The sequence below is a fragment of the Mycolicibacterium obuense genome (genome assembly GCF_055397605.1).
This window is the reverse complement of record NZ_AP043663.1, coordinates 3243235-3266536: the sequence shown is the minus strand read 5'-3', so window position 1 is coordinate 3266536 and position 23302 is coordinate 3243235. Positions and strand designations below refer to the sequence as shown.

Below are 23302 nucleotides of genomic sequence, written 5' to 3'. Positions count from 1 at the left end.
GCACGTGATGTTCCGTGTGCGTCGTGTCACCACCACGCGAGCCGGTGGGGTGTCCAAACCGCCCTATGCCACGTTCAACCTGGGTGACCACGTCGGCGACGATCCCGCTGCGGTGGCGGCGAACCGCCGCCGGTTGGCCACCGCCACCGGACTGGGCACCGACGGCGTGGTGTGGATGAACCAGACGCACAGCACTCGGGTGGCCGTGGTGGATCACGGTGGCGACATCGTCGACGACACCGACGGGCTGGTGACGACGACGCCGTCGCTCGGCCTGGCGGTGGTGACCGCCGACTGTGTCCCGGTGCTGATGGCCGATGCCCGGCACGGGGTGATCGGGGCCGTGCACGCGGGGCGGGTCGGTGCTGCGGGCGGCATCGTGCCGCGCGCCGTGCAGGTCATGGTCGATGCGGGCGCACAGGTCCCTGACATCTCGGTGCTGCTGGGGCCTGCCGTGAGCGGGCCGAATTACGAGGTGCCCGAGCAGATGGCCGACGAGGTGGAACGGCTGCTGCCCGGCAGCCGCACCCGAACCCCCCGCGGTACGTCGGGCCTGGACCTGCGGGCGGGCATCGCCCGGCAGCTGCGCTCGCTCGGGGTCACCGCGATCGACGTCGACCCGCGCTGCACGTATGCCGATCCGAATCTGTTCAGCCATCGCCGCGGCGCGCCGACGGGTCGGTTGGCGTCGCTGATCTGGCTGGAGCCGGCGCCGTGACCGTCGACCGCGAGCAGCAGCTCCATGACAACCTCGCGCAGCTGCGAGACAGACTCACCCGTGCCGCGGAGGCGGCGGGCCGTCGATCCGATGAGATCGAACTGCTGCCGGTGACCAAGTTCTTCCCGGCCTCCGACATCGCCACGCTCTATCGCCTGGGCTGCCGGTCCTTCGGCGAGTCACGCGATCAGGAGGCCACCGCCAAGATCGCCGAGCTGGCCGAGCTGTCGGAACTCGCGGGGGACATCCGCTGGCACATGATCGGCCGCATCCAGCGCAACAAGGCCCGCTCGATCGGCACCTGGGCTCACACGGCGCACTCCGTGGACAGCCCCAAAGTGGTTGCCGCACTGGCCCGCTCGGCGCAGGAGTCGCTCGACAACGCGGCGCGCAACGCGCCGCTGAAGGTGTTCGTGCAGGTCAGCCTCGACGGCGACGAGAGTCGGGGCGGTGTCGACGTCGACGCGTCGGAGCGGCTCGATGCACTCTGCGCGGCCGTCGAGGACGCGCCGGCGCTGACGCTGGTGGGCCTGATGGCGATTCCGCCGGTCGACGCCGACGCCGACGCCGCCTTCGCGCGGCTGGCGCAGGAGCGCGAGCGGGTGCAGCAGTGGTGCGGGCGGCAGCTCGAGCTGTCGGCGGGCATGTCCGGCGACCTCGAAGCCGCCGTGCGACACGGATCTACGTGTGTGCGTGTCGGTACCGCGCTCATGGGCGCCCGACCGCTAACGTCACCACCAGAAGTCACACGAGTCACACCTTCATCACAGACAACAAAGCCCGGCCACAGGTCATCACCGCACGAGGGGTCCTCACAATGAGCACACTGCACAAGGTCAAGGCCTACTTCGGTATGGCCCCGATGGACGATTACGAGGACGACTACTACGAGGACGACGAGCGCGGTCCCGCCCGCAGCTACCGTCGCCCCCGCGAAGACCGATTCGAGGACGAGGGCTACTCGCGCGGCTACGACGACCTGCCCGAGGGTCGGCGCCGCGAGTACGACGAGCCGGCGGCCTACCGCGGTGGCATGCCCGGCGGTTTGCCCGGCGGCTTCGACGACGGCCGGTTCGAGCCCCGGATGCGCTCGCCCCGCGAGTTCGACCGCACCCCACCGCGTTTCGGTGCGACGCGGGGTTCGACCCGTGGCGCGCTGGCAATGGACCCGCGCGGTATGGCCGAGTTGTTCGAGGCGGGAAGCCCGCTGGCGAAGATCACCACGCTGCGTCCCAAGGACTACAGCGAGGCCCGCACGATCGGTGAGCGGTTCCGCGACGGCACCCCGGTGATCATGGACCTGGTCTCGATGGACAACGCCGACGCCAAGCGGCTGGTCGACTTCGCCGCCGGCCTCGCGTTCGCTCTGCGCGGTTCCTTCGACAAGGTGGCCACCAAGGTCTTCCTGCTGTCCCCGGCCGACGTGGATGTCACCGCCGAGCAGCGTCGCCGGATCGCCGAGGCGGGGTTCTACGCCTACCAGTAGGCGCGGGTAGGCTGGCGGCGCCGGTTCGCTCTCGTCATCTGCGACTGCAGACCGGCTCTTTCCGTCACATCTGCCTAGTGAGGTCACCTTCCGTTGGGGCTCTTCTTCGAGATCCTGGGTTTCGCGCTGTTCGTGTTCTGGCTGCTGCTGATCGCCCGGGTCGTGGTCGAGTTCATCCGCTCGTTCAGCCGGGACTGGCATCCCCGCGGGGCGACCGTGGTGGTGCTCGAAGTGATCATGACGTTGACGGACCCGCCGGTGAGGTTGTTGCGCCGCATCATCCCGCAACTGACGATCGGGGCGGTGCGCTTCGACCTGTCCATCATGGTGCTGCTGCTGGTGGCGTTCGTCGGCATGCAGCTGGCATTCGGCGCGGCGGTCTGAGGTCCGCCGCAGGCCTGGTCGCCGCAGGTGAAGGTGGAGATTCGATGTATTTATCGCCCTCGACTGCAACCGCAGGGTCTGGTGTGACAGGATGGACGCCAGTTACCTTCAAGCCAGGCTTTACACTGTGAGATCGTTCTGACGATCCAGACTCAAGGGGGCAGACGATGCCGCTCACTCCTGCCGACGTGCACAATGTTGCCTTCAGCAAGCCACCCATCGGCAAGCGCGGCTACAACGAGGACGAGGTCGACGCGTTCCTCGATCTCGTCGAGAACGAGCTGTCCCGCCTGATCGAAGAGAACGCCGACCTGCGGCAACGGGTCGCCGAGCTCGACTCCGAGCTGTCGTCTTCGCGCTCGGGTGGGGCTGCGGCCGCCGCCCAGCCGACTCAGACGCTGCCGGTGTACGAGCCGGAGCCCGAACCCGAGCCCGAGCCGGCTCCGCAGGCCGTGTACGAGGCGCCCGCCCCGCAGCAGGCCGCGCCTGCCTCCGAGGATCAGCACCTGCGGGCGGCGAAGATCCTCAGCCTGGCACAGGACACCGCGGATCGCCTGACCGACGGCGCGAAGGCCGAGTCCGAGAAGATGCTCTCCGATGCGCGCTCGCAGGCGGACGCGATGGTCGCCGAGGCGAGGCAGACCGCGGAGACCACGGTCACCGAGGCGCGTCAGCGTGCCGACGCGATGCTCGCCGATGCGCAGAGCCGCTCGGAGGCGCAGCTGCGTCAGGCGCAGGAGAAGGCCGACGCCCTGCAGGCGGACGCCGAGCGCAAGCACTCCGAGATCATGGGCACGATCAACCAGCAGCGCACCGTGCTCGAAGGCCGGTTGGAGCAGCTCCGGACGTTCGAACGCGAGTACCGCACCCGCCTGAAGACGTACCTGGAATCGCAGCTCGAGGAGCTCGGGCAGCGCGGTTCGGCAGCACCGGTCGACTCGGGCGCTAATAGCGACGGCGGATTCAACCAGTTCAACCGGGGTAACAACTAACCTCGCATCTCATGCTCATCGTTGCGCTCGTCCTCGCCGTCATCGGCCTCGCAGCCCTGGTGCTCGCGGTGGTCACCAGCAATGCGCTGATCGCCTGGGTCTGCATCGCGGCCAGCCTGATCGGGGTGATCCTCCTGATCGTCGATGCGCTGCGGGATCGGTCGAAGGGCTCCGCCGAGGAGGAGGCCGATCAGCTCGACGAGGATTCCGCGCAGGAGGATGTCGAGGACTATCCCGACGAGTCGCCTGTCGCGTCCGGGGCCGACGACCTCCCCGACGAGGAATCCGTCCCAGCCGCCGAGCGCTCCGACGAGGGTCCGGCCAAGAGCTGAATCGCGTTGTCCTACAGCACTCCTCGCCGCGCTGATCATGGGTGACCGAGCGGGGCAATCCGGACCCGCCACGGCGCCGAATCACTGATCGACGACGAGGCAGGGAGGGTCATGGGCATCGACTACGAGAGCGTGGTGGAGCATCCGCTGCGTGACGTGTGGCAGTGGCATGCGCGACCGGGTGCGATGCGTCGCCTCGTTCCGCCGTGGCAGCCGATGACCGTGGTCTCCGAAGCGCAGTCCCTGGCCGACGGCGTGGCGGTGCTGGGTCTGCCGGGCGGTCTGCGCTGGGTGGCCCGCCATCAACCCGACGCGTACGTCGACGGTCACCGCTTCGTCGATGAGCTCTCCTCCGACGGCGTGACGTCCTGGCCGCCGCGTCTGGCCGGGCCGTGGCGGCACACCCACACGTTCGAGCAGGATGGTTCCGGCACGCGCATCCACGACCGCGTCGAGGCGGCGGTGCCTGCAGCATTTCTGCGTCCGATGTTCGCCTACCGGCATCGGCAGCTGATCGGCGATCTCGCGGCGCACCAGCGCGCGGAGGTGGCCGGCGTACAGCCGCTCACGGTTGCCGTCACCGGCGCGTCGGGACTGGTCGGCGCGGCTCTGTGCGCCTTCCTCACGACCGGCGGGCATCGGGTGATCCGGCTGGTGCGGCGGCCCGCCCAGAACGCCGACGAACGCCAGTGGGATCCGGACGCCCCCGCCGCGGATCTGCTGCGGGGCGTCGATGCGGTCATCCATCTCGCCGGTGAATCGATCGCCGGCCGCTTCACCGACTCGCACCGAAAGGCCATCCGCGACAGCCGAATCGAGCCGACTCGCCGGCTGGCCGAAGCGGCTGCCACGACCGAGGGCGGCCCGTCGACGTTCATCTGCGCGTCGGCCATCGGCTACTACGGCTACGACCGGGGCGATGTCACGCTGACCGAGGACGCGTCACGCGGCGACGGTTTCCTGGCCGAGGTGGTCACCGACTGGGAGGCTGCGACTGCGCCTGCCGCCGATGCCGGGCTGCGTGTCGTGCTCGTGCGCACGGGGATCGTGCAGGCCGCGGCGGGCGGGACGCTGAAGCTGCTGCGGCCGCTGTTCGCGGCGGGCCTGGGCGGGCGACTCGGTGACGGGAAGCAGTGGCTGTCGTGGATCGGGTTGGACGACCTCGTCGACGTCTACCACCGGGCTCTGTACGACCCCGAGCTCCAAGGACCCGTCAACGCGGTGGCGCCGGAGCCGGTGCGCAACACCGAGTACACGAAAGAGCTTGCGCGCGTGCTGCATCGGCCCGCGCTGCTGCCGGTGCCGAGTATCGGGCCCCGCGTCCTGCTCGGGGCACAGGGCGCCCGCGAACTCGCCGAGGCGAACCAGCGGGTACTGCCGACGAAGCTGCTCGCCGCAGGGCATCCGTTCCGGCACACCCACGTCGCCGAGGCGCTGGCCCATCAGCTGGGGCGCGATGTCCCCACTACGTGAGTGACGAACCCGGACACCAACGCCCGGATTCGTGGGGCGACGTCACCGGCGAGATCGGTTGTGCGCGCCAGTAGTTGGTCGTGATCGAGGCCGGCGGCCGCGACATCACCGTCGCGGTCGTCAGCCAGCCATCCCCGCAGCAGATCGGTGTCGATCTCGGGGTGGAACTGCAGGCCGAGTGCACGGCCGAGGACGAACGCCTGCGAGGCATTCGGCGTTCGGGCCAGTTCGGTGGCGCCGGGTGGCAGCGTCCAGCGGTCGAAATGCCACTGGAACCACGGCCCGCCGGGCACGATGTCGGGGCGATCGCTGAGGACGTCGTACCAGCCGATCTCCGGCCGCGGGGAGCGCGCCACCGAGCCGCCGAAGGTCTGTGCCAGCAGCTGACCGCCGAAGCACACGCCGAGCAGCGCAACCCCGGCGTCGGCGGCATCGCGCAGTAGCGCCATCTCGGCCCCCACCCAGGTCTCGCGCAGTGCCGGGTCGTAGACCGGCCACCGGGCGCCGAGCGGCACGATCACGTCGTATGCGGTCGGGTCGGGGAAGGCGACCTCGACGGCGGGGGAGTCCACCTGGTCAGGGGGCACCACCTGGAAGTGCTCGACGTCGAAGCCGCTGTCGGTGAACGCCTCACCGAGGAGTGCCTCGGTGGCCATGTGCTCGTTGCGCAGAAACAGAACCTTGGGTGCCACGCCGGTCATTATCTGCTGCGCTGGGTCCGTGCGCGACGTTTGACGGGGGTTGGCGAGACCCTGACGGAGCGAAGTGCCTCGAATGCGTCTCGCAACGTGGTGGTTTCACCGTCGAAGCGGCGGTGGATGTTGAGGCCCAGTGTCAGCGCACGCAACGCAGTGGCGGCGTCGGCGGGGTCGGTTCCGTCGGCCACCAGACCGTGGTCGGTGATGTAGGCGGCATAGAGGTCCCGGATTCTGCGGTGACCCCCTGCGAAGGCCACCGCCACGGGCCCGTGGTCGGCGACGGTCTCCAGCGCGAGCGTTCCGAAGATGCGGAACCGCTCATCGCTGAGTACCACCGACTGCGCGCTCAGCACCGCATCCCAACCGGGCACATCTGCCGAATCGAAAGCAGCGCCGATGTTCTCCGCGAGTACATCGAAGGCGCTCGTGACCACGGCGACGATCAACCCCTCCTTGGAGCCGAAGTGCCAGCTGATGGAGCCACGGCTGATGCCGGCGCGTTCGGACACCGCTTGCACCGTCATTGCCCTGGTGCCGCCTTCGGCGAGCAGTTCCCAAGCAGCCGTCAACAACCGGGCGCGGCTCTCGGCGCTGATCTCGGCTTGACGGCTCATAGGGCAACCCTAGCGGAGTGCGGGCGCAAATCCGGTGATCGGACTGTCGTCCTGTGCCGAACGTCCAATGTTATGATGGATGTACTAGTTCTCTGGTGCGAGTGGCGAGGGAGTGACAGCATGCCGGTGACGTCATGGAGGGCTCGTGCGCTGGCCGGCGGGGTGGTGCTCGGCGCAACGATCGTGGTGGTCGGAGTGGTCGGATATCTCAACCAGGACTGGTTGATCGACCGCGCCATCCGTCATCGGTTGGCCCACGTCTCCGACCACTCGTTCGTCAACGATCCCGCGCAGTTCCAGGTTCTGTTGTGCGGGACGGGTTCTCCTGAGCCCAGTGCTGCCCGAGCGCAGGCCTGCACCATGGTGTCGGTCGGTGGAAAGTTGTTCGTCTTCGATGCCGGGGAAGGTGCCTCGAAGTCCCTATCGGACTGCGGTGTCGCCCTCGACGACATCGAGCGGGTGTTCCTCACGCATCTGCACTCCGACCATTTCAACGGGCTCGGCGCGTTGATCAATCAGGGGTGGATCTGGGGGCGATCGCAACCTCTTGATGTCGCAGGCCCCACCGGCACCGCGGCGGTCGTCGGGGCGCTCAACGACGCCTACGCGATCGACAACGGGTTCCGGATGGCGAACATGCCGGAACTCGATTCGAAAAGAGCTGCAGCGCGGGCTGATCCGGTGGACATCGTCATTCCGCTGCAGGCGCCGTCGGTGCGGGTCTACGACGCCGGCGGTGTCACCGTGGATGCGTACCGCGTCGTCCACGATCCGGTCGAGCCCGCATTCGGTTACATCATCCGAAGTCACGGCAAGAAAGTGTTCATCAGCGGTGACACCGAGGTGAGCCCATCGAACCTGCCGGCGATGCAGGACGCCGATCTCGTGGTGCACGAGGCATACGCATCTCATCTGGTGCGTCGCGCGATCCCGATCATGCGTGAGGCGGGCATGCAGCACGACGCTGAGATCGCCGAACGAACCATCGCCTACCACGCCGACACGATCGCTTTGGCGAAACAAGCTGAGCAGGCAGGAGTCAAGCATCTCGCGCTCACCCACCTCACCCCGTATCCCGACACTGCGATCAAGCGACACGTCTTCAGCAAGGGGATGAGCGAGTACTACGGGGGCAGGCTCACGGTGGGGACCGACGGCTTGGTCATCCTCGTGTGAGTCTGGGGAACAGGGATGCACCTGCTGAACCGGGTGCGAGGGTGAAGTCGGCCGTCCTAGCTGCCGGATCGCCGTCGAGCGCATGCGCCAGCGCGGCCACCGCGGGTGCGGGGGTGAACGGAAAGTCGCTGCCGTAGAGGAGATGATCGGACGAGACGACCTTCACGAGCGCGTCGAGGGCGACTGGTAGCGGGAGGCCGGCGACGTCGTAGTAGAGCGTGGCAAGCGCCCCGGGCACATCTACCATCGGGCCGGTAGCCGCCGAGATCGCTGCGACCCGGTGCGCGACGACGGGCAGCACCGCCCCGGCGTGCGGCACTATCCAGCGGATCGACGGATGCCGGGTCAGCGTTCCGGTGAGGATGAGATCGAGGACGCATCGGGTGGTGTCGAAGAGAAACTCCACCATCGGTCGAGGCCGTCCGAATGCGGTCGCCTGCCAGTCCGGTGGAGACGTCGGATGCAACAGAACAACGGCGGCGCGCGCGTCCAGTTCCTCCAGAACCGGGGCGAATGCCTGATCCGTGAGGTACCTGCCGTGATAGTTAGTCAGCAGTGCGACGGCATCGGCACCGAGATCGTCGCCAGCACGGGCCAATTCGGCCAGGGCTCCGTCCACATCGGTGAGCGGAAGGGCTGCCGCGAACCCGAACGTCGCGGGCCGGTCGGAAACCAGCTGTGCACCGAAATCATTGACATGGGCGGCGAGGGCGCGGGCTGCGGCGTTCGCCCCCAGCGCGTCATCGCCGAAGTGAACGCCCGGTGAGGACACCGACAACACCGCGGCCCTGACGCCGGTGCGGCTCATCACGTCGAGCGCCGCGTCCACGCTCCAGCCGGGCAGCCCCGGCATCCCGTCCGGGCGAACATGCCCGGCGGCAACACATTCGCCGCGGTACCTCGTCGTCACGTAATGCGCATGAACGTCCAGCCAGCCTGACATCACGACACCTTTCCGAGGGCGGCACTCATTGTGCGAGCTGATCGATCACCGATCGAATCTCGTCCCCGGCGATGAAATGGCCGTCTCGGACCACCGCGGCGACACGCGTCAGGTGCTCGACCGATGTGAGTGGGTCTGCGTCCAGCAGAACGACGTTCGCCGACATCCCGGTGTCCACGGCTCCCATTGTCCCCGTCCGACCGAGGTAGGACGCGGGAACGGTCGTCGCCGAGCGCAGGACCTCGAGCGGTCCGAGTCCTGCCGCCGCCAGTTCGCGGAATTCCGACGCCAGGTCCTGCCCCGGTGTCGCACCGGTGCCGTCGGTGCCTGTCATGAGCGTGACTCCGGCGGCGTGCATCATCCCCACCAGTCGCAGCGACATGTCGTAGCAGTCGTGGTAGGTCGCTCTGGTCGCGTCCGGCAGGTCGAGGAATCGCTGTCGTGTGTCGTCGTAGTCGCGGCGGTCGTTCTCGCGCAGGAGCGACACCCAGGGATGTGTGGCGTAGGCAGGGTCATCGGCGCGGTACTGCGTGCGCAGACGCACGAGAGTCGGCGTGTGCCAGGTATTCTGCCGAGCGAACGTCTCGACGAGGCGATGGGCGGCATCGTCGTCGAAGGTGTCGATCGCCCGCCGCAGCCGTGAGACGGCCTCTGTTGAGTCGGAGAGCACTGGGTTCAGAAGCATCTTCTTGACGCGCGTCTGGACGAACGTGGTCGAGAAGAGCTGCTCGGCGAACGGAAGGTGACCGAGCCATCCGGCAGTCGGGCTCGAATCGGAATTCAGCGCCTCGGTACGCAAAGCTGCACCGTCGGTGGATGTTTCGAACCACACCCGACCGCCGGCACCCAGGTGCTCAATGCAGTCCATGCCTGCGTCGGCCGCCTCTTCCAGAGTGACGGACGGAGGAAGGTGGCCCGCGATCCGCAATGTGTTGTCGTGTGCGGCATCGACCGCGGCGAAGAACACCTCGCGATCGAGGTCGATCACCTTGATGAAGTCCGCTCCCTGATGCTTCTGATCCGCGATCAGGCGGTGGACGTCGGTCACACTGCGTGCGGTGAACGGCATCAGCGGTGATCCGGGCATCTCGAGCAGCGTGGGCGCGTGCAGCGGCACACCGAGCCGCGACTGCGCTCGGGCCACGAGCAAATCGGGGCTGCCGGCCATCTGCCGCATGCCCGTTGTTCCCTCCGAGAGCATCATGGCGAGGGGCATATCGGGTCCGTCGGACTGCAGCGCATGAGTGTGCATGTTGTTGTAACCGGGCACGGCGAATCGGCCGCGCCCGTCGATCGCCCACTCGTCGAAGTCGGGTGGACGTTCGTTTGCGGTCACGGAAACGATGTTCCCGTCGCGTATCCGGATGGACACATCTTCCCGCCGACTTCCGTCCCGGGGGTCGATCACGGTGACATGGTCGATTCGCAACGGCGCCGCGATGGGTATGGGTGGGGGGGCGTCGAACCGGCTGCTCGCGTGCCGACTGCGTCACGGCGACCGCACCACCGAGAGCTGAGAATCCGGCGACCCCCATTCCGAAGCGTCGCAAGATCGAGCGCCGCGTCATCCCCGGCCGCGCTTGCTGCTCGTTCGGCACCTCTTCGTCCACAGACTCACCCACTCGTCGGAGCGCGCACCGGCAGTGCTTTTGCACAGCCGGACATCGCCAACGTACCAAACCTATGCTGAGCGTCCAATTGTAATCCGGTCTGCCAAGAGCGCGCGCGTCTCGGCGTTGACCTTGCCCCTAGGGGAATCGTCACCATCGAGTGGCGTTCGGCGATCACTTGTCGATGGGCAGTTGCCATGTCCAATGTGCAATATATTGCGGTTCGTCAGTGTTGTGCCCTCCGGTGGAACGCCACCGATCGCACGACATCGAGATGAAGTGAGGGCACGTGATGGAGAACTACGACTACATCGTGGTCGGTGCGGGATCGGCAGGATGCGTGCTCGCCGCGCGCCTGTCCGAGGTTTCGGGTGTGCGGGTGCTGGTGCTGGAGTCCGGTGGCGAGGACAGCCACCCGCAGATCGCGACCCCGCCGCTGTGGCCCACCCTGTGGGGCAGCGACGTCGACTACGCCTACGACACCGTCGCCCAGCGCGGCGGCCTGCGTCACGCATGGCCACGCGGGCACACCCTCGGTGGCAGCGGCAGCATCAACGCAATGGTCTATCTGCGCGGACATCCGAGCGACTTCGACCACTGGGCTGCGCAGGGGTGTACGGGCTGGGATCACGCATCGGTGCTGCCGTACTTCATGCGGATGGAGAGCGTTCCGGCGGGCGATCCGGATCATCGCGGGCGGGGCGGACCGCTGCGTCCGGCACCGGTCGCCCGGGCGGAGGCAAACCCGCTGTCGGAGGTCTTCGTCCACGCCGCCGCCGCTGCCGGCCATCCGGTGACCGAAGATTTCAACGGTGCCCGGTCCGACGGTGCTGGCTGGCATGACCTGTCGATCACCGATGGTCGACGGCAGAGTGCCGCGCTGGCGTATCTGCACCCGGCGCGAACCCGGAACAACCTCACGGTGGCGACGGGAGCGCGAACGCACCGACTCCTCTTTCGGGGACACCGCTGCGTCGGTGTCGAATACCGGCAGGGTGGCCGCACGCACCGCGCCCATGCGGGCGCGGAGGTGATCCTGAGCGCCGGAGCGGTGGACTCGCCCCGATTGCTTCTGCTCTCGGGGGTAGGTCCGGCCGCTGAACTGGCCGAGGTCGGAATCCCGGTTCACCACGATCTTCCCGGCGTCGGGCGCAACCTGCACGACCACCCCCTGTGTGGCGTGGTGTGCGAGGCCGCGCAACCGATTCCCGCGGGGCGGACCAACCTCGCGGAGACCTCGATGGCCTTCCGTAGCGATCCGGCCCTCGACGGCCCCGACATGCAGCTGATGTTCATTCACGTGCCATTCCACCTACCGCATCTGGCCGCGCCGGCCAACAGCTTCACCGTGGCCGTGACGATGGTGCCGGATTCCCGCGGGACCATCCGGCTCGCGGGACCGGACCCGCAGACCCCGCCGCTGATCGACCCCGCCTACCTCGCCGAGGAATCGGACGTCGAGAGGATGCTGTACGGCCTGGATGTCGCGCGTCAGATCCTTGCCACGACACCGTTTCGTGACTGGCATGCCGGCGAGATACTCCCCGGCGCTGCCGTCGTCGATCGGAAAGAGCTGCGCGACCATGTGTTTCGAGCCACCGGTACCTACTACCATCCGGTCGGCAGCTGCGCGATGGGCACCGGCGCCGAGGCGGTGGTCGATCCCGAGCTCGCCGTGCACGGGCTCGAGGGGCTGCGCATCGCGGACGCGTCGATCATGCCGCGCATCGTCGGCGTCAACACCAACGCCGCGACCATGATGATCGCCGAGAAGGCGGCCGCGATGATCACGGAGGCTGGCAAAGGCTGATATACGATACTTCGCATGCCGGTACCGGTCGAGCGAGGGAGACACCGCCGATCGCTGCTGCGTGAGCAGGCCTACGAGTCGTTGCGTGACGCCATCGTCGACGGCACGCTGGCACCCGGAGAGAAGCTGCGGGATCCGGAACTCGAAGAGTGGCTGGGGGTCAGTCGGACGCCGATCCGGGAAGCGCTGGCCCGGTTGGAAGCCTCGGGACTGGTGCACACGGTCCCCGGTCGGTCGACGGTGGTCTCGGCGATCGAAGATCGTGCGGTGCTCAACGCCCAGGACGTGGCGGCCGCAATGCATGCACTCGCGGTACGCACCGCGGTCCCGCTGATGGGCAAGGCCGACTACACCCAGATGGCCAGGGCCAACGAGGATTTCGCGGCGGCTCTGGCGACGGGGGATGCCGATGCGGCGATTCGCGCCGATGACGAGTTCCACGGGGTCGCGGTGCGCGCGAGCGCCAACCCGGTGATCGCCCAGGTCCTCGACCAGGTGACCCCGGTGCTGCGGCGTCTGGAACACCTGCGCTTCTCGTCACTGTCGGGCCGGAACTCGATCGCCGAACACAAGCGGATCCTCGCGCTGTGCCGCAAGGGCGACGCCGACGGTGCGGCCGCGGCGACCCAGCACAACTGGCTGACGCTCTCGCAGGTGGTCGACGCGGCTCACCGAGCGAGCCGGTAGCGCCGCTCCGGGCGACCCACGCCGTACTGCAGCCGCAGCTCCACCGTCCCGGCGCTCAGGTAATGCTCGAGGTAGCGTCGCGCGCTGACCCGCGAAATGCCCACCACATCAGCGCATTCGGCGGCGGAGACCTCGCCGGCGTCGCGCACCGCGGCCAGGACCAGCTCGCCGGTCTCCGCGCCGAGGCCCTTCGGCAGCACCTTCGTGGCGGGGGTTGCCGCTTGTCCTCCGAACAGCGAATCGATCAGCGACTGGTCCACCCCGGCCGCGGATTCCAGTGCGTCGGCGCGTGCCGCGAACGCGAGCAGCTTGGTCTGCAGCTGATCGAACTCGAAGGGTTTGATCAGATAGTCGGCGGCACCGCCGTCCAGCGCGCCGCTGACGGTGTCGAGTTCGCGCGCCGCGGTGATCATGATGACCCCGACCCTGTCGCCATCGGCCCGCAGCCGCTGCAGCACCTCCAGACCCGTCATGTCCGGCAGGTAGACATCGAGCAGGATCAGGTCGGGGCCGAGTTCATGCGCGGCGGTCAGCGCCTCGCCGCCGGTGCGCGCCACTCCGACGACTCGGAAGCCGTCCACCCGCTCGACGAAGCGGCGGTGGATCTCGGCGACCATGAAGTCGTCGTCGACGACCAGCACGTCACGCATCGGTGCGGACCCCCTGCAGGCGCACGGTGAACTCGGCGCCGCCGTCGGGAACATCGCTGACGCCGACGGTTCCGCCGTGCGCGGCGGTGACCAGGCGCACCAGAGCCAGGCCGATACCGCGTCCACCGGGGACGTCGGGTTTCGAGGTGACTCCGCGGGCGAAGATCGCTTCCCGAAGGTGTTCGGGCACTCCGGGTCCGCTGTCGCGCACGATGATCTCCAGTCCGTCGCTGTCGTCGATCTCCACCGTCACACCGGGCTCTGGTGCTCCGACCGACACGTCGACCGCGTTGTCGATCAGGTTGCCCAGCAGCGTGATCACATCGGTGGCCAGTGCGGGGTCCAGCGGTGCCAGGTGCGATTCCGGGGCCAGCGCGAGCGCGACTCCGCTCTCGGCGGCCAGTGAGGTCTTGGCGATCAAAAGTGCCGCCACCGCGGGGTCCGAAATGCGTTGCGTCACCGCGTCGCTGATCTCCGCCCGGCGGCGAGTCAACGTGCCGACGAGGTCACGCACGGCGTCGTACTCGCCGAGCTGGACCAAGCCGGAGATCGTGTGCAGCTGGTTGGCGAACTCATGGGTCTGCGCCCGCAGAGTGTCGGTGACGCTCTTGTGAGAGGACAGCTGCCCCTGCAGCGCAGCGAGTTCGGTGCTGTCACGCATCGTGGTCACCGTACCGATCCGCTCGCCGCCGCTGGTGGCGGCGCGACGGCTCAACGCCAGAACTCGAGTCCGCGTCGCGATCACTCGATCTTCTGCGGATCGGCTCGCCCCGCCCGGGACGAGCAGCGCCACCACCGCAGGATCGATCCCCACCCGGTCCACCCGCTTGCCGACCGCGTCGGCGCCCACCCCGAGCAACTCCTGGGCGCTGTCGTTGAGGACGGTGATCTCATCGTCGTTGTTGACCGCGATCACGCCTTCTCGGATGCTGTGCAGCAACGCTTCCCGGTGATCGGCGAGGCTCGCGATCTCCGTCACCTCCAGGCCGCGGGTGTGCCGCTTGATCCGGCGGGACAACAGATAGGAGGCGATCAGGCCGAGTCCGGCGCCGAGGCCGAGGTAGATCAGCAGCCGTTCCCCCGCGCCGGACAGCAGCGCCCACACCGAGGGATAGCCTTCGCTGACCGAGGCGACGGCCAGGACGTCACCGTCGGGGGACAGGATCGGCACCTGCCCGACCAGGCTGTGCCTGGCGTCGACGTCCGCGTCGCCGTACCAGGCCCGGCCTTCGTCGGCGCGGCTCGGCCCGAGATCCACCCGGGCCCCGACTCGCGAGGGAGCCGAGGACACCCACACCGTGCCGTCCGGGGCGAGGATCTCGGCCAGTGTGGCGCCCGAGAGGGCGACGGCGCGGTCGACCTCGGGAGCCAGGATGCGGCTGGCGAACGGATCCGCAGGCGCGCGCTCGATGCGTTCCCGCACGATGGGGGTGGAGGCCATGTTCTCGGCCACTGCGATCATCCTGGTTCCGCGCGCCTCCCGGAACTCGCTGGTCGACTGGGCCACCGAGACCGCCGCCACCGCGATCAGCACGACCGCGACGACCATCAGCTGGAACGCCAGGAACTGCGCGGCGAGGCTGCGGGCGAGCGGGATGTTCTTAATGACCAGAATTTCCTTTGCGTTCTTATGCGTGACCTGAGTCACTGCCGGGGTCCAGTATTGCTGAGCATCACAACCAATTGATGGGGGACGACATGTTCGCATCGGGCCGGCGCACGCCGGTCGCCGGCATCGTCCTCGCCATGATCGCCGCACTGCTGCTCTCAGCGTGCGGTGTGACCCGCGGCGAGGACTCCGGGCTGCACCGGCTCCGCATGATGGTGCCCAACAGCCCGGGCGGCGGATACGACCTGACTGCACGCACCGCGGTCAAGGTCATGGAAGACGAGAAGATCACCGGCCGCGTCGAGGTCTTCAACGTGATCGGCGCCGGCGGCACCGTCGCGATGGCCCGCCTGATCAACGAAAAAGGCAACGGCGACCTGATGATGATGATGGGTCTCGGCGTGGTGGGCGCGACGTTCACCAACGGTTCGAAGGCCCGGGCGTCCAACGCCACCGCGCTGGCCAAGATGGTCGAGGAGCAGGAGGGCATTTTGGTCCCAGCGTCCTCACCGTTCAAGACCGTCGCCGATTTCATCGCGGCGTGGAAGGCCGATCCGGCCAAGGTCACCGTCGGCGGCGGCTCGAACCCGGGCGGTCCTGACCATCTGTTCCCGATGGAGACCGCCAAGGCGGCCGGCGTCGATCCGACGAAGGTCAACTACGTGTCCTACGACGGCGGTGGTGATCTGCTGACGGCGCTGCTGGGCAACAAGATCGCCGCGGGCACCTCCGGTCTCGGCGAGTACGTCGATCAGATCGAATCAGGCCAGGTGCGGGTGCTCGCAGTGTCGGGTGACGAGCGGGTGGAGGGTGTCGACGCACCCACGCTGAGGGAGGCGGGGATCGACCTGACTTTCACCAACTGGCGCGGAGTGCTTGCCCCGCCGGACATTTCCGACGAGGACCGGGACGCGATGATCAAGGTGCTGGAAGAGATGCATGCCACCGACGCCTGGAAAGAGGCGCTGGTGAAGAACGGGTGGACCGACGCCTTCATGACCGGGCAGCCGTTCGAGGACTTCCTCGACGAGCAGGACCGGCGGGTGGAGACGACGCTGACGGATCTGGGGCTGGTATGAGCGACACCGGACAGACAGAACAGAACACGACAGCGCCGGCTCGCCCGGACTACGCGCAGTACGTCGTCTGCGCGGTGATGGTGGTCGTCGGCGCATTCCTCGTCTTCAACGGCGTGACGATGCCGGGCGGCTACGCGAAGGTCGATCCCGTTGGGCCCCGGCTGTTCCCGATCGCCATCGGGATCGGGCTGCTGGTGATGGCGGTGGTGCTGGCCATCGCCATTCCCCGCGGGTCCCGCGGTGAAGCCGATGCGGGTGAGGACATCGACCCGGACATGCCCAGCGACTGGCGCACGGTCGGGCTGCTCGTCGGTCTCTTCATCCTGCTGATCCTGCTCGTGCAGCCGCTCGGCTGGGCTGTCGCCGGCGCCCTGTTCTTCGCCGGGTGCGCCACCGTGCTCGGCAGCAAGCATTACGTGCGCAACATCGCGATCGGTGCCGTACTGGCCGTCGCCAGCTTCTACGCGTTCTACTCCGGGCTCGGAATCCCGCTGCCCGCAGGCGTTTTGGATGGGATTCTGTAAATGGGAAACTTCGACTGGCTCCTCCAGGGCTTCGCCGAGGCCGCCACCCCGATGAACCTGCTGTACGCCGTGATCGGCGTGCTGCTGGGCACTGCGGTCGGCGTGCTGCCGGGCATCGGGCCCGCCATGACGGTGGCGCTGCTGCTGCCGATCACCTACAACGTCAGCCCCAGCGCGGCGTTCATCATGTTCGCCGGCATCTTCTACGGAGGCATGTACGGCGGCTCCACCACCTCGATCCTGTTGAACACCCCGGGCGAATCGTCGTCGGTGATCACGGCGATCGAGGGCAACAAGATGGCGAAAGCGGGGCGGGCGGCGCAAGCCCTTGCCACAGCAGCGATCGGATCGTTCGTCGCGGGGTCGATCGGTACCGCGCTGCTGGCCGCGTTCGCGCCGGCGATCTCGCGCTTCGCGGTCACGCTCGGCGCGCCGTCGTATCTCGCGATCATGCTGTTCGCGCTCGTCGCCGTCACCGCGGTGCTCGGATCATCGAAGATGCGCGGGTTGATCTCTCTGTTGCTGGGCCTGGCGATCGGCATCGTCGGCATCGACTCGCTGACCGGACAGCCGCGCGCCACGTTCGGCATCCCGCTGCTCGCCGACGGGATCGACATCGTCGTGATCGCGGTCGCGGTGTTCGCCCTCGGCGAGGCGCTGTGGGTGGCCGCGCATCTGCGTCGCCGGCCGGCCGATGTGATCCCGGTGGGACGTCCGTGGATGAGCAAGCAGGACTGGGGCCGCTCGTGGAAGCCGTGGCTGCGCGGCACCGCGTTCGGGTTCCCGTTCGGTGCACTGCCCGCCGGTGGTGCCGAGCTGCCGACGTTTCTGAGCTACATCACCGAGAAGAAGCTCTCCAAGCATCCCGAGGAGTTCGGCAAGGGCGCCATCGAAGGCGTCGCCGGGCCGGAGGCGGCCAACAACGCTTCGGCGGCAGGCACGTTGGTGCCGATGCTGTCTCTCGGGCTGCCGACCAACGCCACCGCTGCGGTGATGCTGACGGCGTTCGTGTCCTACGGCATTCAGCCGGGGCCGACGCTGTTCGAGAAGGAGCCGCTGCTCATCTGGACGCTGATCGCCAGCTTGTTCATCGGCAACTTCCTCCTGCTGGTGCTGAACCTGCCGTTGGCGCCGCTGTGGGCCAAGCTGCTGCGCACGCCGCGGCCGTACCTGTACGCCGGCATCCTTTTCTTCGCCACGCTCGGTGCTTTCGCCGTCAATCTGCAACCGCTGGATCTGGTTCTGCTGCTGGTGTTCGGCTTGATGGGTCTGATGATGCGGCGCTTCGGTCTACCGGTGCTGCCGCTCATCATCGGGGTGATCCTGGGGCCGCGTATCGAACGCCAGCTCCGGCAGAGCCTGCAGCTGGGTGGCGGTGACTGGGGCAATCTGTTCACCGAGCCGGTCGCGATCGTCACCTATGTGCTGATGGCGCTGCTGCTGCTGGCGCCGCTGGTGCTGCGGCTGATGCACCGCAGCGAGGAGACGCTGCTGGTGGTCGAGGACGACAAGGACCAGAAGGAAAAGGCGGGTCAGCTGTGATCGTCGTGGGATACACCGCGGACCGGTTCGGCCAGGCGGCGCTCGAGCACGGCATCTCCGAGGCCGAGCTGCGCGGCACCGACCTGTTCGTCATCAACGCGACATCCGGTGAGTCCTACGTGGATTCGCGGTTCGCCGGCGAAGAGCAGGTGCACGATGTCGAGGCGCGGCTGCAGGAGTGCGGCCTGGCCTACCAGCTGACTCAGCCGGTGGGTGTCGACGCCGCCGACGAGCTGCTGTCCGCCATGGAGCGCGACGACGCGCAGTTGCTCGTGGTGGGCATCCGCCACCGCAGCCCGGTGGGCAAGCTGCTACTCGGCAGCGTGGCCCAGAAGCTGATCCTGGAATGCCCGAAGCCGGTGCTGGCGGTCAAGCCTGCCGAGGAGTGATCCGCTAGAACGCCGGGACCGACTCTCGCACATACTGCTCGGCCCACGGCGCGTTGCGTTGTCGCTCCGCTTCGACGCGTTGTCGACGCGCCTGCATGCGGGTGATCCGCCGCTTCGGCATCGTGAGGCTGGCGCTCAGCTTCGGGGGCGGGGCGGCGCACACGCGGACCGGCGCGGTGGGTTCGGACAGCTCAGGGAACAGCAATCGGCTGCCCGGGTAGCTCGTCGAGGCCTGGCCGTCAGGATCGGTGACCACGATCGTCCCGTCGGGATACTGCACGGTGGACCAGCCCGGCCAGAAGGTCTTCAGCAGGTGGTGGTGACGGCAGTAGCCGGCCAGGTTCGACGCGCACGTCGGTCCCCAGGGGTAGGGGATCGTGTGGTCGAGGTCGTCGATCGGCCGGGTACAGCCGGGGTGACGGCAGGTCAGGTCTCGGGACCGCACGAAGTCGGCCAACGTTCGCGAGGGCCGGTAGCGCGGTTCCGGTGAAGTTTGGCCCGGAAGGATCAGCCTCGTGCTCCAGGCGTGCATCGCGAGTTGAGCGACGACTGCCGCGGGCAGCACCGGTCCGCCGACGATGATTCCGGGCGACGCCGCACTGAACTCGCCGGGGCCGGCGCTCAATTCGGCCATGAGCTCAGCAACAGTGTGATCGCGCAATGGTTTCGACAACAGCGGCGGCGGCTCGCCCGTCAGGGCACGCCGTTGCGCGAAGAGATGGCCCGTTGATGGCTTCGGCGGCGGCGAGACCGCAACGGCGGCGGGCCCCCGTTGGGGATCTGGTGGTGCCAGCGGTCTGGACTCTTGGCCCGGATCCGGCGTCGCGGCACCTGCAGCACAGTTCATTCCGTCCCCGACCGCGTCCTCACGGGCGATGACGTGAATGACGACCCCACCGACCGGCGGTCTGGCGGCGGCGTCGCAATCGGCACCCTCACACATGCAGGGCAACCGGTCCCAGCCGAAGCCCATCGCTCCCAACGCGGCCGCGCGGCGCTGATCCAGCGTGCGCGGATCCCGATCGCACACCGTGCGTGCCAGCAGGTCGGCGCGCCGGTCGAATGCCGCACCATCCGTGGCGGTGACGGTCGCGTCCACATGTGCGACTCCGGTGGCGCCATCGGTGTGCACGGTGACTCCGGTCGTGCGCACCACTTCCTCGGCCCGGCGCACCGCATACGGGTCGTGGCGCAGCACAAGCGTGTCGATGTCAGCATCGGTCTGACTCAGCGACTTCGCACCCCACGTACGTAGCTGCTCAGCCAACTCGGCATCGATTGCCCGCAGCGCGGCGGCATCCTGCACCAGCGCGGTCCGTTGACAGATGGTGCGCACCAGCAGGTAGGTGATCAGCCCCTCGGCGAAGACCGCAGCGACCTTGGGCAGCCGATCCCGAAGGACCACCGCGTTGGTCAACAGCGCGTTGACCATTCCGTTGGTCAATGTCTGTGCCGCACCGATCTGCGCGCACACCGAGGACCAATTGTCGCAACGCCACTGCTCCCGTTGGGCCGAGCCCGACGCGGCGTAGGCCCGCTCGAGCAGATCGGCCATCGCCGACAACCGGGCTGCGCAAGCGGCGTTCTCGACACGTGCATACGCCCGCACCCGCTCGCCGGGGGTCGTGGCGCCGGTGACGAAACGTTCGAACATACCGTCGAATCTATGCGTCTACCGCTGCTCTCCGCCGCGGCATCCCCGGTCACCTGTGGATAACGGCCACGCTGTGAATAAACCTATCGCACAGCATGATTTGTGTCAGACCCGTGTGGTAGCCCGCCGCTACAGCGTGACCTGGATGGCCCCGTCGACTGCCTCCACCACATAGCTTCGCACCGCGAAGTCGGCGCCGGACACCTCGGTGCCCGTCGACATGTCGAAGGTGTGCCCGTGCAGCGGGCACACCACCACACAGTCGTCGGTGAGCCCGTCCGCGAGTGGCCCACCTCGGTGCGGACACACCGCGTCGAGCGCGCGCAGCGAGTCGTCACGCAGCCGGAACACCGCCACCTGGCGCCCGTCGACCGCGAAGGTGCGTCCTTCGCCGACCGGGATCTCGTCGAGCCTGCCGACCTCGCAAGCGCTCATCGGTGGACTCTGCTCTTCGCGCAAGCGCTCATCGGACGGGCACCTGGGGGAGCGGCAGCAGCGGCAGCGACGTGCGAAACTGACCCTCCGTCTGAGGTTCTCGGCCGTCGCTCCACGGATCGCGATAGGCGGCAACCGACTTCTGCATCCGCTCGTCCAGCCCCGCGGCCAACCCGTCGGCGTCCTCGACCACCACCGCCCGGATGTGCTCGATCCCGAGCCGCGGCACCCACTTGTACGTGCGTTCCAGCCAGTTCGCGCTCTCCCGGTAGTACTGCAGAAACCGGCCCGTCAGCGTCATCACCTCCTCGGCGGAATCCACCGTCGCCAGCAGGTCACCCTTGCGGATGTGCGCCCCGGCCGCCCCGCCGACATAGATCTCCCAGCGGCCGCCGTCCACGGCGACGACCCCGAGGTCCTTGCACAGCGACTCGGCGCAGTTGCGCGGACAGCCTGTGACGGCCAGCTTCATCTTCGCCGGGCTGGCCAGCCCCTGGTACCGCTCTTCGATCGCGATGCCCAGCGCTGTGGAGTCACCCACGCCATAGCGGCAGAAGTCGCTGCCCACACAGGTTTTCACGGTCCGGAAGCTCTTGCCGTAGGCGTAACCGGACGGCATGTCCAGATCGGCCCACACCGCGGGCAGATCCTCCTTGCGCACCCCGAGCAGGTCGATGCGCTGACCACCCGTGCACTTGATCATCGGGATCTCGTACTTCTCTGCCACGTCGGCGATCTTGCGCAGTTGCGCGGCGCTGGTGACCCCGCCCTTCATCTGCGGCACCACCGAGAACGTGCCGTCACGTTGGATGTTGGCGTGCACCCGATCGTTGATGAACCGGGCGTCGCGCTCGTCGACGAATTCGTCGGCCCACATCATCTCCAGCAGCGACGCCAGCGCCATCTTCGAGCCGGCATCGGGCTTGCCGTCGGGGGCCAGGGCGGCGAACACCGATGAGACCGAATGCAATTGGAGCTCACGAATGTGGTGCATCAGTGTCGGTTTGTCATAGGGGACGGCGGGCACATACCAGGACGCCGACGTGTCCTCGGTGACGGCGCCACCGGCGGCCCACTCCACGACCTGGCAGACCAGCTCCTTGCAGGAGCCACATCCCTTGCCGGCCTTGGTCTTCGCCATCACGCCCGCCACCGAAGTCTCGCCGTCGCGCACGCACGCCACGAGCGCGCCCTTGGAGACGCCGTTGCAGTTGCAGACCTGCGCATCGTCGGCCAGTTCGCTGATACCGACGCCGACGTCGGGGGTCCCGATGTCGAACATCAGCGCCACCCGTTCGTCGGGCAGCGGGAGCCCACTGTCGAAGGCCTGGGTCAGGAACGACACCTTCGAGACGTCACCGACGAGCGTGGCGCCCACCAGCTTGCCGTCCCGGATCACCACCGTCTTGTAGACGCCGTGCTTGGGTTCGCTGTACTGCACGAACTCGTCGTCGGGGTGCTCGGGTGCCTTGACGCCCATCGAAGCGACGTCGACGCCGGCGACCTTGAGCTTCGTCGCCACCCGGGACCCGTGGTAGGCGGCGGTGACGTCCGCACCGGTGAGGTGGTCGGCCAGCACGCGCGCCTGCTCCCACAGTGGTGCGACGAGGCCGTAGACCTGGCCGCGATGCTGGGCGCACTCACCGACGACGTAGACGTCGTCGTCATCCACCGACCGCATGTGGTCGTCGGTGACGACGGCGCGTTCCACCGTGAGCCCGGCCCGTTGGGCCAGGCCGACATTCGGCCGGATACCCGCCGCGATCACCAGCATGTCGCAGTCCAACTGGGAGCCGTCGGCGAACCGGATGCCCGTCAACCGGCCGTCGGTCACCAGCACCTCGCTGGTGCGCTTCTCGGTGTGCACACCGATGCCGAGTGACTCCACCGACGCCCGCAGGATCGCCCCGGCGGGGTCGTCGAGTTGAGCGTTCATCAGAGTGGGTCCGGCGTGCACGACATCCACTGTGAGGCCGCGGTTCTGCAGTCCGCGCGCAGCTTCCAGGCCCAGCAGACCGCCCCCGACGACGACCGCCGTCGTGCGGTGCGCCGCTTCGGCGATCATCGCCGCGGTGTCGTCGAGCGTGCGGAACCCGAACACACCGTCGGCCAACGTCTTGTTGTCCGCCCACAGCCCGGCCATCGGCGGGAAGAACGAGCGACTGCCCGTCGCGAGGATGAGTTTGTCGTAGTGCAGGGTGGTGCCGTCGTCGGCGTGCACCAGGTGGGCGAACGTGTCCAGCCGCACGACGCGCACCCCCGCGCGCAACTCGATGTCGTTGTCGGCGTACCAATCCAGCGTGTTGAGGTAGATGTCGGTCGGATCGTCGGCGCCGGCCAGCACATTTGACAGCAGGATGCGGTTGTAGTTGCCGTACGGCTCGTCGCCGAACACGGTGATCTGGAACTGGTCCCTGCCGCCGCGAGCGAGGATCTCCTCCAACGCGCGAATGCCGGCCATTCCGTTGCCGACGACGACGAGCCGCTGCGCCACCGT

General features: G+C 67.9%; 24 protein-coding genes. 15 read left to right on the top strand and 9 right to left on the bottom strand.

Annotated elements, in window-relative coordinates:
• Positions 1–4 precede the first annotated feature (4 nt).
• From pgeF to ACZ50N_RS15470, 7 genes are all read left to right on the top strand, one after another.
• On the top strand, positions 5–718 hold the full coding sequence (gene pgeF, locus ACZ50N_RS15500; protein WP_464473227.1) for a peptidoglycan editing factor PgeF: 714 nt from the start codon (positions 5–7) through the stop codon (positions 716–718).
• Positions 715–1539: a YggS family pyridoxal phosphate-dependent enzyme gene (locus tag ACZ50N_RS15495; RefSeq protein ID WP_464473226.1), complete on the top strand. Its 825-nt coding sequence runs from the start codon at positions 715–717 to the stop codon at positions 1537–1539. The genes pgeF and ACZ50N_RS15495 overlap by 4 nt, the downstream gene beginning before the upstream one ends.
• Positions 1536–2204, top strand: coding sequence for a cell division protein SepF (locus ACZ50N_RS15490; protein ID WP_464473225.1), 669 nt, complete (start codon positions 1536–1538; stop codon positions 2202–2204). Before ACZ50N_RS15495 ends, ACZ50N_RS15490 begins: the two co-directional genes overlap by 4 nt.
• Positions 2205–2297: 93 nt before the next feature.
• Entirely contained in the window at positions 2298–2588 is a 291-nt protein-coding gene (locus ACZ50N_RS15485; RefSeq protein WP_046363238.1) for a YggT family protein, read from the top strand.
• Between the two features lie 167 nt (positions 2589–2755).
• A complete protein-coding gene (gene wag31 / locus ACZ50N_RS15480) occupies positions 2756–3580 on the top strand; it encodes a DivIVA-like cell division protein Wag31 (RefSeq protein ID WP_046363239.1) in 825 nt (274 codons plus the stop codon).
• An 11-nt stretch (positions 3581–3591) separates the two neighbouring features.
• The gene (locus tag ACZ50N_RS15475) at positions 3592–3912 is read left to right on the top strand and encodes a DUF308 domain-containing protein (protein ID WP_464473224.1); all 321 of its coding nucleotides are present in this window, start codon (positions 3592–3594) and stop codon (positions 3910–3912) included.
• A 111-nt stretch (positions 3913–4023) separates the two neighbouring features.
• Positions 4024–5385, top strand: a complete 1362-nt coding sequence (locus ACZ50N_RS15470; RefSeq protein ID WP_464473223.1) for a TIGR01777 family oxidoreductase — start codon at positions 4024–4026, stop codon at positions 5383–5385.
• On the opposite strand, the gene ACZ50N_RS15465 is transcribed toward ACZ50N_RS15470, so the two are convergent.
• Together ACZ50N_RS15465 and ACZ50N_RS15460 are read right to left on the bottom strand one after the other, a co-directional pair.
• On the bottom strand, positions 5355–6086 hold the full coding sequence (locus ACZ50N_RS15465) for a type 1 glutamine amidotransferase (RefSeq protein ID WP_464473222.1): 732 nt from the start codon (positions 6084–6086) through the stop codon (positions 5355–5357). The genes ACZ50N_RS15470 and ACZ50N_RS15465 overlap by 31 nt on opposite strands.
• Complete coding sequence (locus ACZ50N_RS15460) at positions 6086–6697, bottom strand: TetR/AcrR family transcriptional regulator (RefSeq protein ID WP_464473221.1); 612 nt, start codon at positions 6695–6697, stop codon at positions 6086–6088. Before ACZ50N_RS15460 ends, ACZ50N_RS15465 begins: the two co-directional genes overlap by 1 nt.
• Positions 6698–6817: 120 nt before the next feature.
• On the opposite strand from ACZ50N_RS15460, the gene ACZ50N_RS15455 reads away from it, so the two are divergent.
• Complete coding sequence (locus ACZ50N_RS15455) at positions 6818–7873, top strand: MBL fold metallo-hydrolase (protein WP_464473220.1); 1056 nt, start codon at positions 6818–6820, stop codon at positions 7871–7873.
• Here the strand turns inward: ACZ50N_RS15455 and ACZ50N_RS15450 are convergent.
• Positions 7860–8816: an amidohydrolase family protein gene (locus tag ACZ50N_RS15450; protein ID WP_464473219.1), complete on the bottom strand. Its 957-nt coding sequence runs from the start codon at positions 8814–8816 to the stop codon at positions 7860–7862. The genes ACZ50N_RS15455 and ACZ50N_RS15450 overlap by 14 nt on opposite strands.
• Positions 8817–8841: 25 nt before the next feature.
• Positions 8842–10152 carry an amidohydrolase family protein gene (locus ACZ50N_RS15445; protein ID WP_464473218.1) on the bottom strand — a complete coding sequence of 437 codons (1311 nt, stop codon included), beginning with the start codon at positions 10150–10152 and terminating at the stop codon, positions 8842–8844.
• A gap of 28 nt (positions 10153–10180) precedes the next feature.
• Between ACZ50N_RS15445 and ACZ50N_RS15440 the strand changes: the two genes are divergently transcribed.
• From ACZ50N_RS15440 to ACZ50N_RS15430, 3 genes are all read left to right on the top strand, one after another.
• Positions 10181–10333 (top strand): hypothetical protein, encoded by a 153-nt coding sequence (locus ACZ50N_RS15440; RefSeq protein WP_464473217.1) that lies wholly within the window; start codon positions 10181–10183, stop codon positions 10331–10333.
• A gap of 385 nt (positions 10334–10718) precedes the next feature.
• Positions 10719–12236, top strand: a complete 1518-nt coding sequence (locus tag ACZ50N_RS15435; protein ID WP_464475655.1) for a GMC family oxidoreductase — start codon at positions 10719–10721, stop codon at positions 12234–12236.
• 15 nt (positions 12237–12251) lie between these two features.
• Positions 12252–12923: a GntR family transcriptional regulator gene (locus tag ACZ50N_RS15430; protein WP_048422646.1), complete on the top strand. Its 672-nt coding sequence runs from the start codon at positions 12252–12254 to the stop codon at positions 12921–12923.
• On the opposite strand, the gene ACZ50N_RS15425 is transcribed toward ACZ50N_RS15430, so the two are convergent.
• Positions 12905–13573, bottom strand: a complete 669-nt coding sequence (locus ACZ50N_RS15425) for a response regulator (protein WP_464473216.1) — start codon at positions 13571–13573, stop codon at positions 12905–12907. The two genes, ACZ50N_RS15430 and ACZ50N_RS15425, sit on opposite strands and share 19 nt — an antisense overlap.
• Positions 13566–15122 (bottom strand): sensor histidine kinase, encoded by a 1557-nt coding sequence (locus tag ACZ50N_RS15420; protein ID WP_464475654.1) that lies wholly within the window; start codon positions 15120–15122, stop codon positions 13566–13568. The genes ACZ50N_RS15425 and ACZ50N_RS15420 overlap by 8 nt, the downstream gene beginning before the upstream one ends.
• Positions 15123–15319: 197 nt before the next feature.
• Here ACZ50N_RS15420 and ACZ50N_RS15415 point away from each other — a divergent pair, with 197 nt between their 5' ends.
• Genes ACZ50N_RS15415 through ACZ50N_RS15400 form a run of 4 tightly spaced genes read left to right on the top strand, consistent with a single transcriptional unit; the run spans position 15320 to position 18716 of the window.
• Positions 15320–16261 carry a Bug family tripartite tricarboxylate transporter substrate binding protein gene (locus tag ACZ50N_RS15415; RefSeq protein WP_464470730.1) on the top strand — a complete coding sequence of 314 codons (942 nt, stop codon included), beginning with the start codon at positions 15320–15322 and terminating at the stop codon, positions 16259–16261.
• Positions 16258–16785 (top strand): tripartite tricarboxylate transporter TctB family protein, encoded by a 528-nt coding sequence (locus ACZ50N_RS15410; protein ID WP_464473215.1) that lies wholly within the window; start codon positions 16258–16260, stop codon positions 16783–16785. Before ACZ50N_RS15415 ends, ACZ50N_RS15410 begins: the two co-directional genes overlap by 4 nt.
• Positions 16786–18327: a tripartite tricarboxylate transporter permease gene (locus ACZ50N_RS15405; protein WP_046363248.1), complete on the top strand. Its 1542-nt coding sequence runs from the start codon at positions 16786–16788 to the stop codon at positions 18325–18327.
• Entirely contained in the window at positions 18324–18716 is a 393-nt protein-coding gene (locus tag ACZ50N_RS15400) for a universal stress protein (RefSeq protein WP_464473214.1), read from the top strand. The genes ACZ50N_RS15405 and ACZ50N_RS15400 overlap by 4 nt, the downstream gene beginning before the upstream one ends.
• Positions 18717–18720: 4 nt before the next feature.
• Here the strand turns inward: ACZ50N_RS15400 and ACZ50N_RS15395 are convergent, their stop codons facing one another.
• The 3 genes from ACZ50N_RS15395 to nirB all read right to left on the bottom strand — a co-directional run bounded on the left by ACZ50N_RS15395 (position 18721) and on the right by nirB (position 23299).
• Positions 18721–20370 (bottom strand): HNH endonuclease signature motif containing protein, encoded by a 1650-nt coding sequence (locus ACZ50N_RS15395; protein WP_464473213.1) that lies wholly within the window; start codon positions 20368–20370, stop codon positions 18721–18723.
• A gap of 129 nt (positions 20371–20499) precedes the next feature.
• Positions 20500–20805, bottom strand: coding sequence for a Rieske (2Fe-2S) protein (locus ACZ50N_RS15390; RefSeq protein WP_073682315.1), 306 nt, complete (start codon positions 20803–20805; stop codon positions 20500–20502).
• A 28-nt stretch (positions 20806–20833) separates the two neighbouring features.
• The gene (gene nirB, locus ACZ50N_RS15385; RefSeq protein ID WP_464473212.1) at positions 20834–23299 is read right to left on the bottom strand and encodes a nitrite reductase large subunit NirB; all 2466 of its coding nucleotides are present in this window, start codon (positions 23297–23299) and stop codon (positions 20834–20836) included.
• Between the last annotated feature and the right edge of the window lie 3 nt (positions 23300–23302).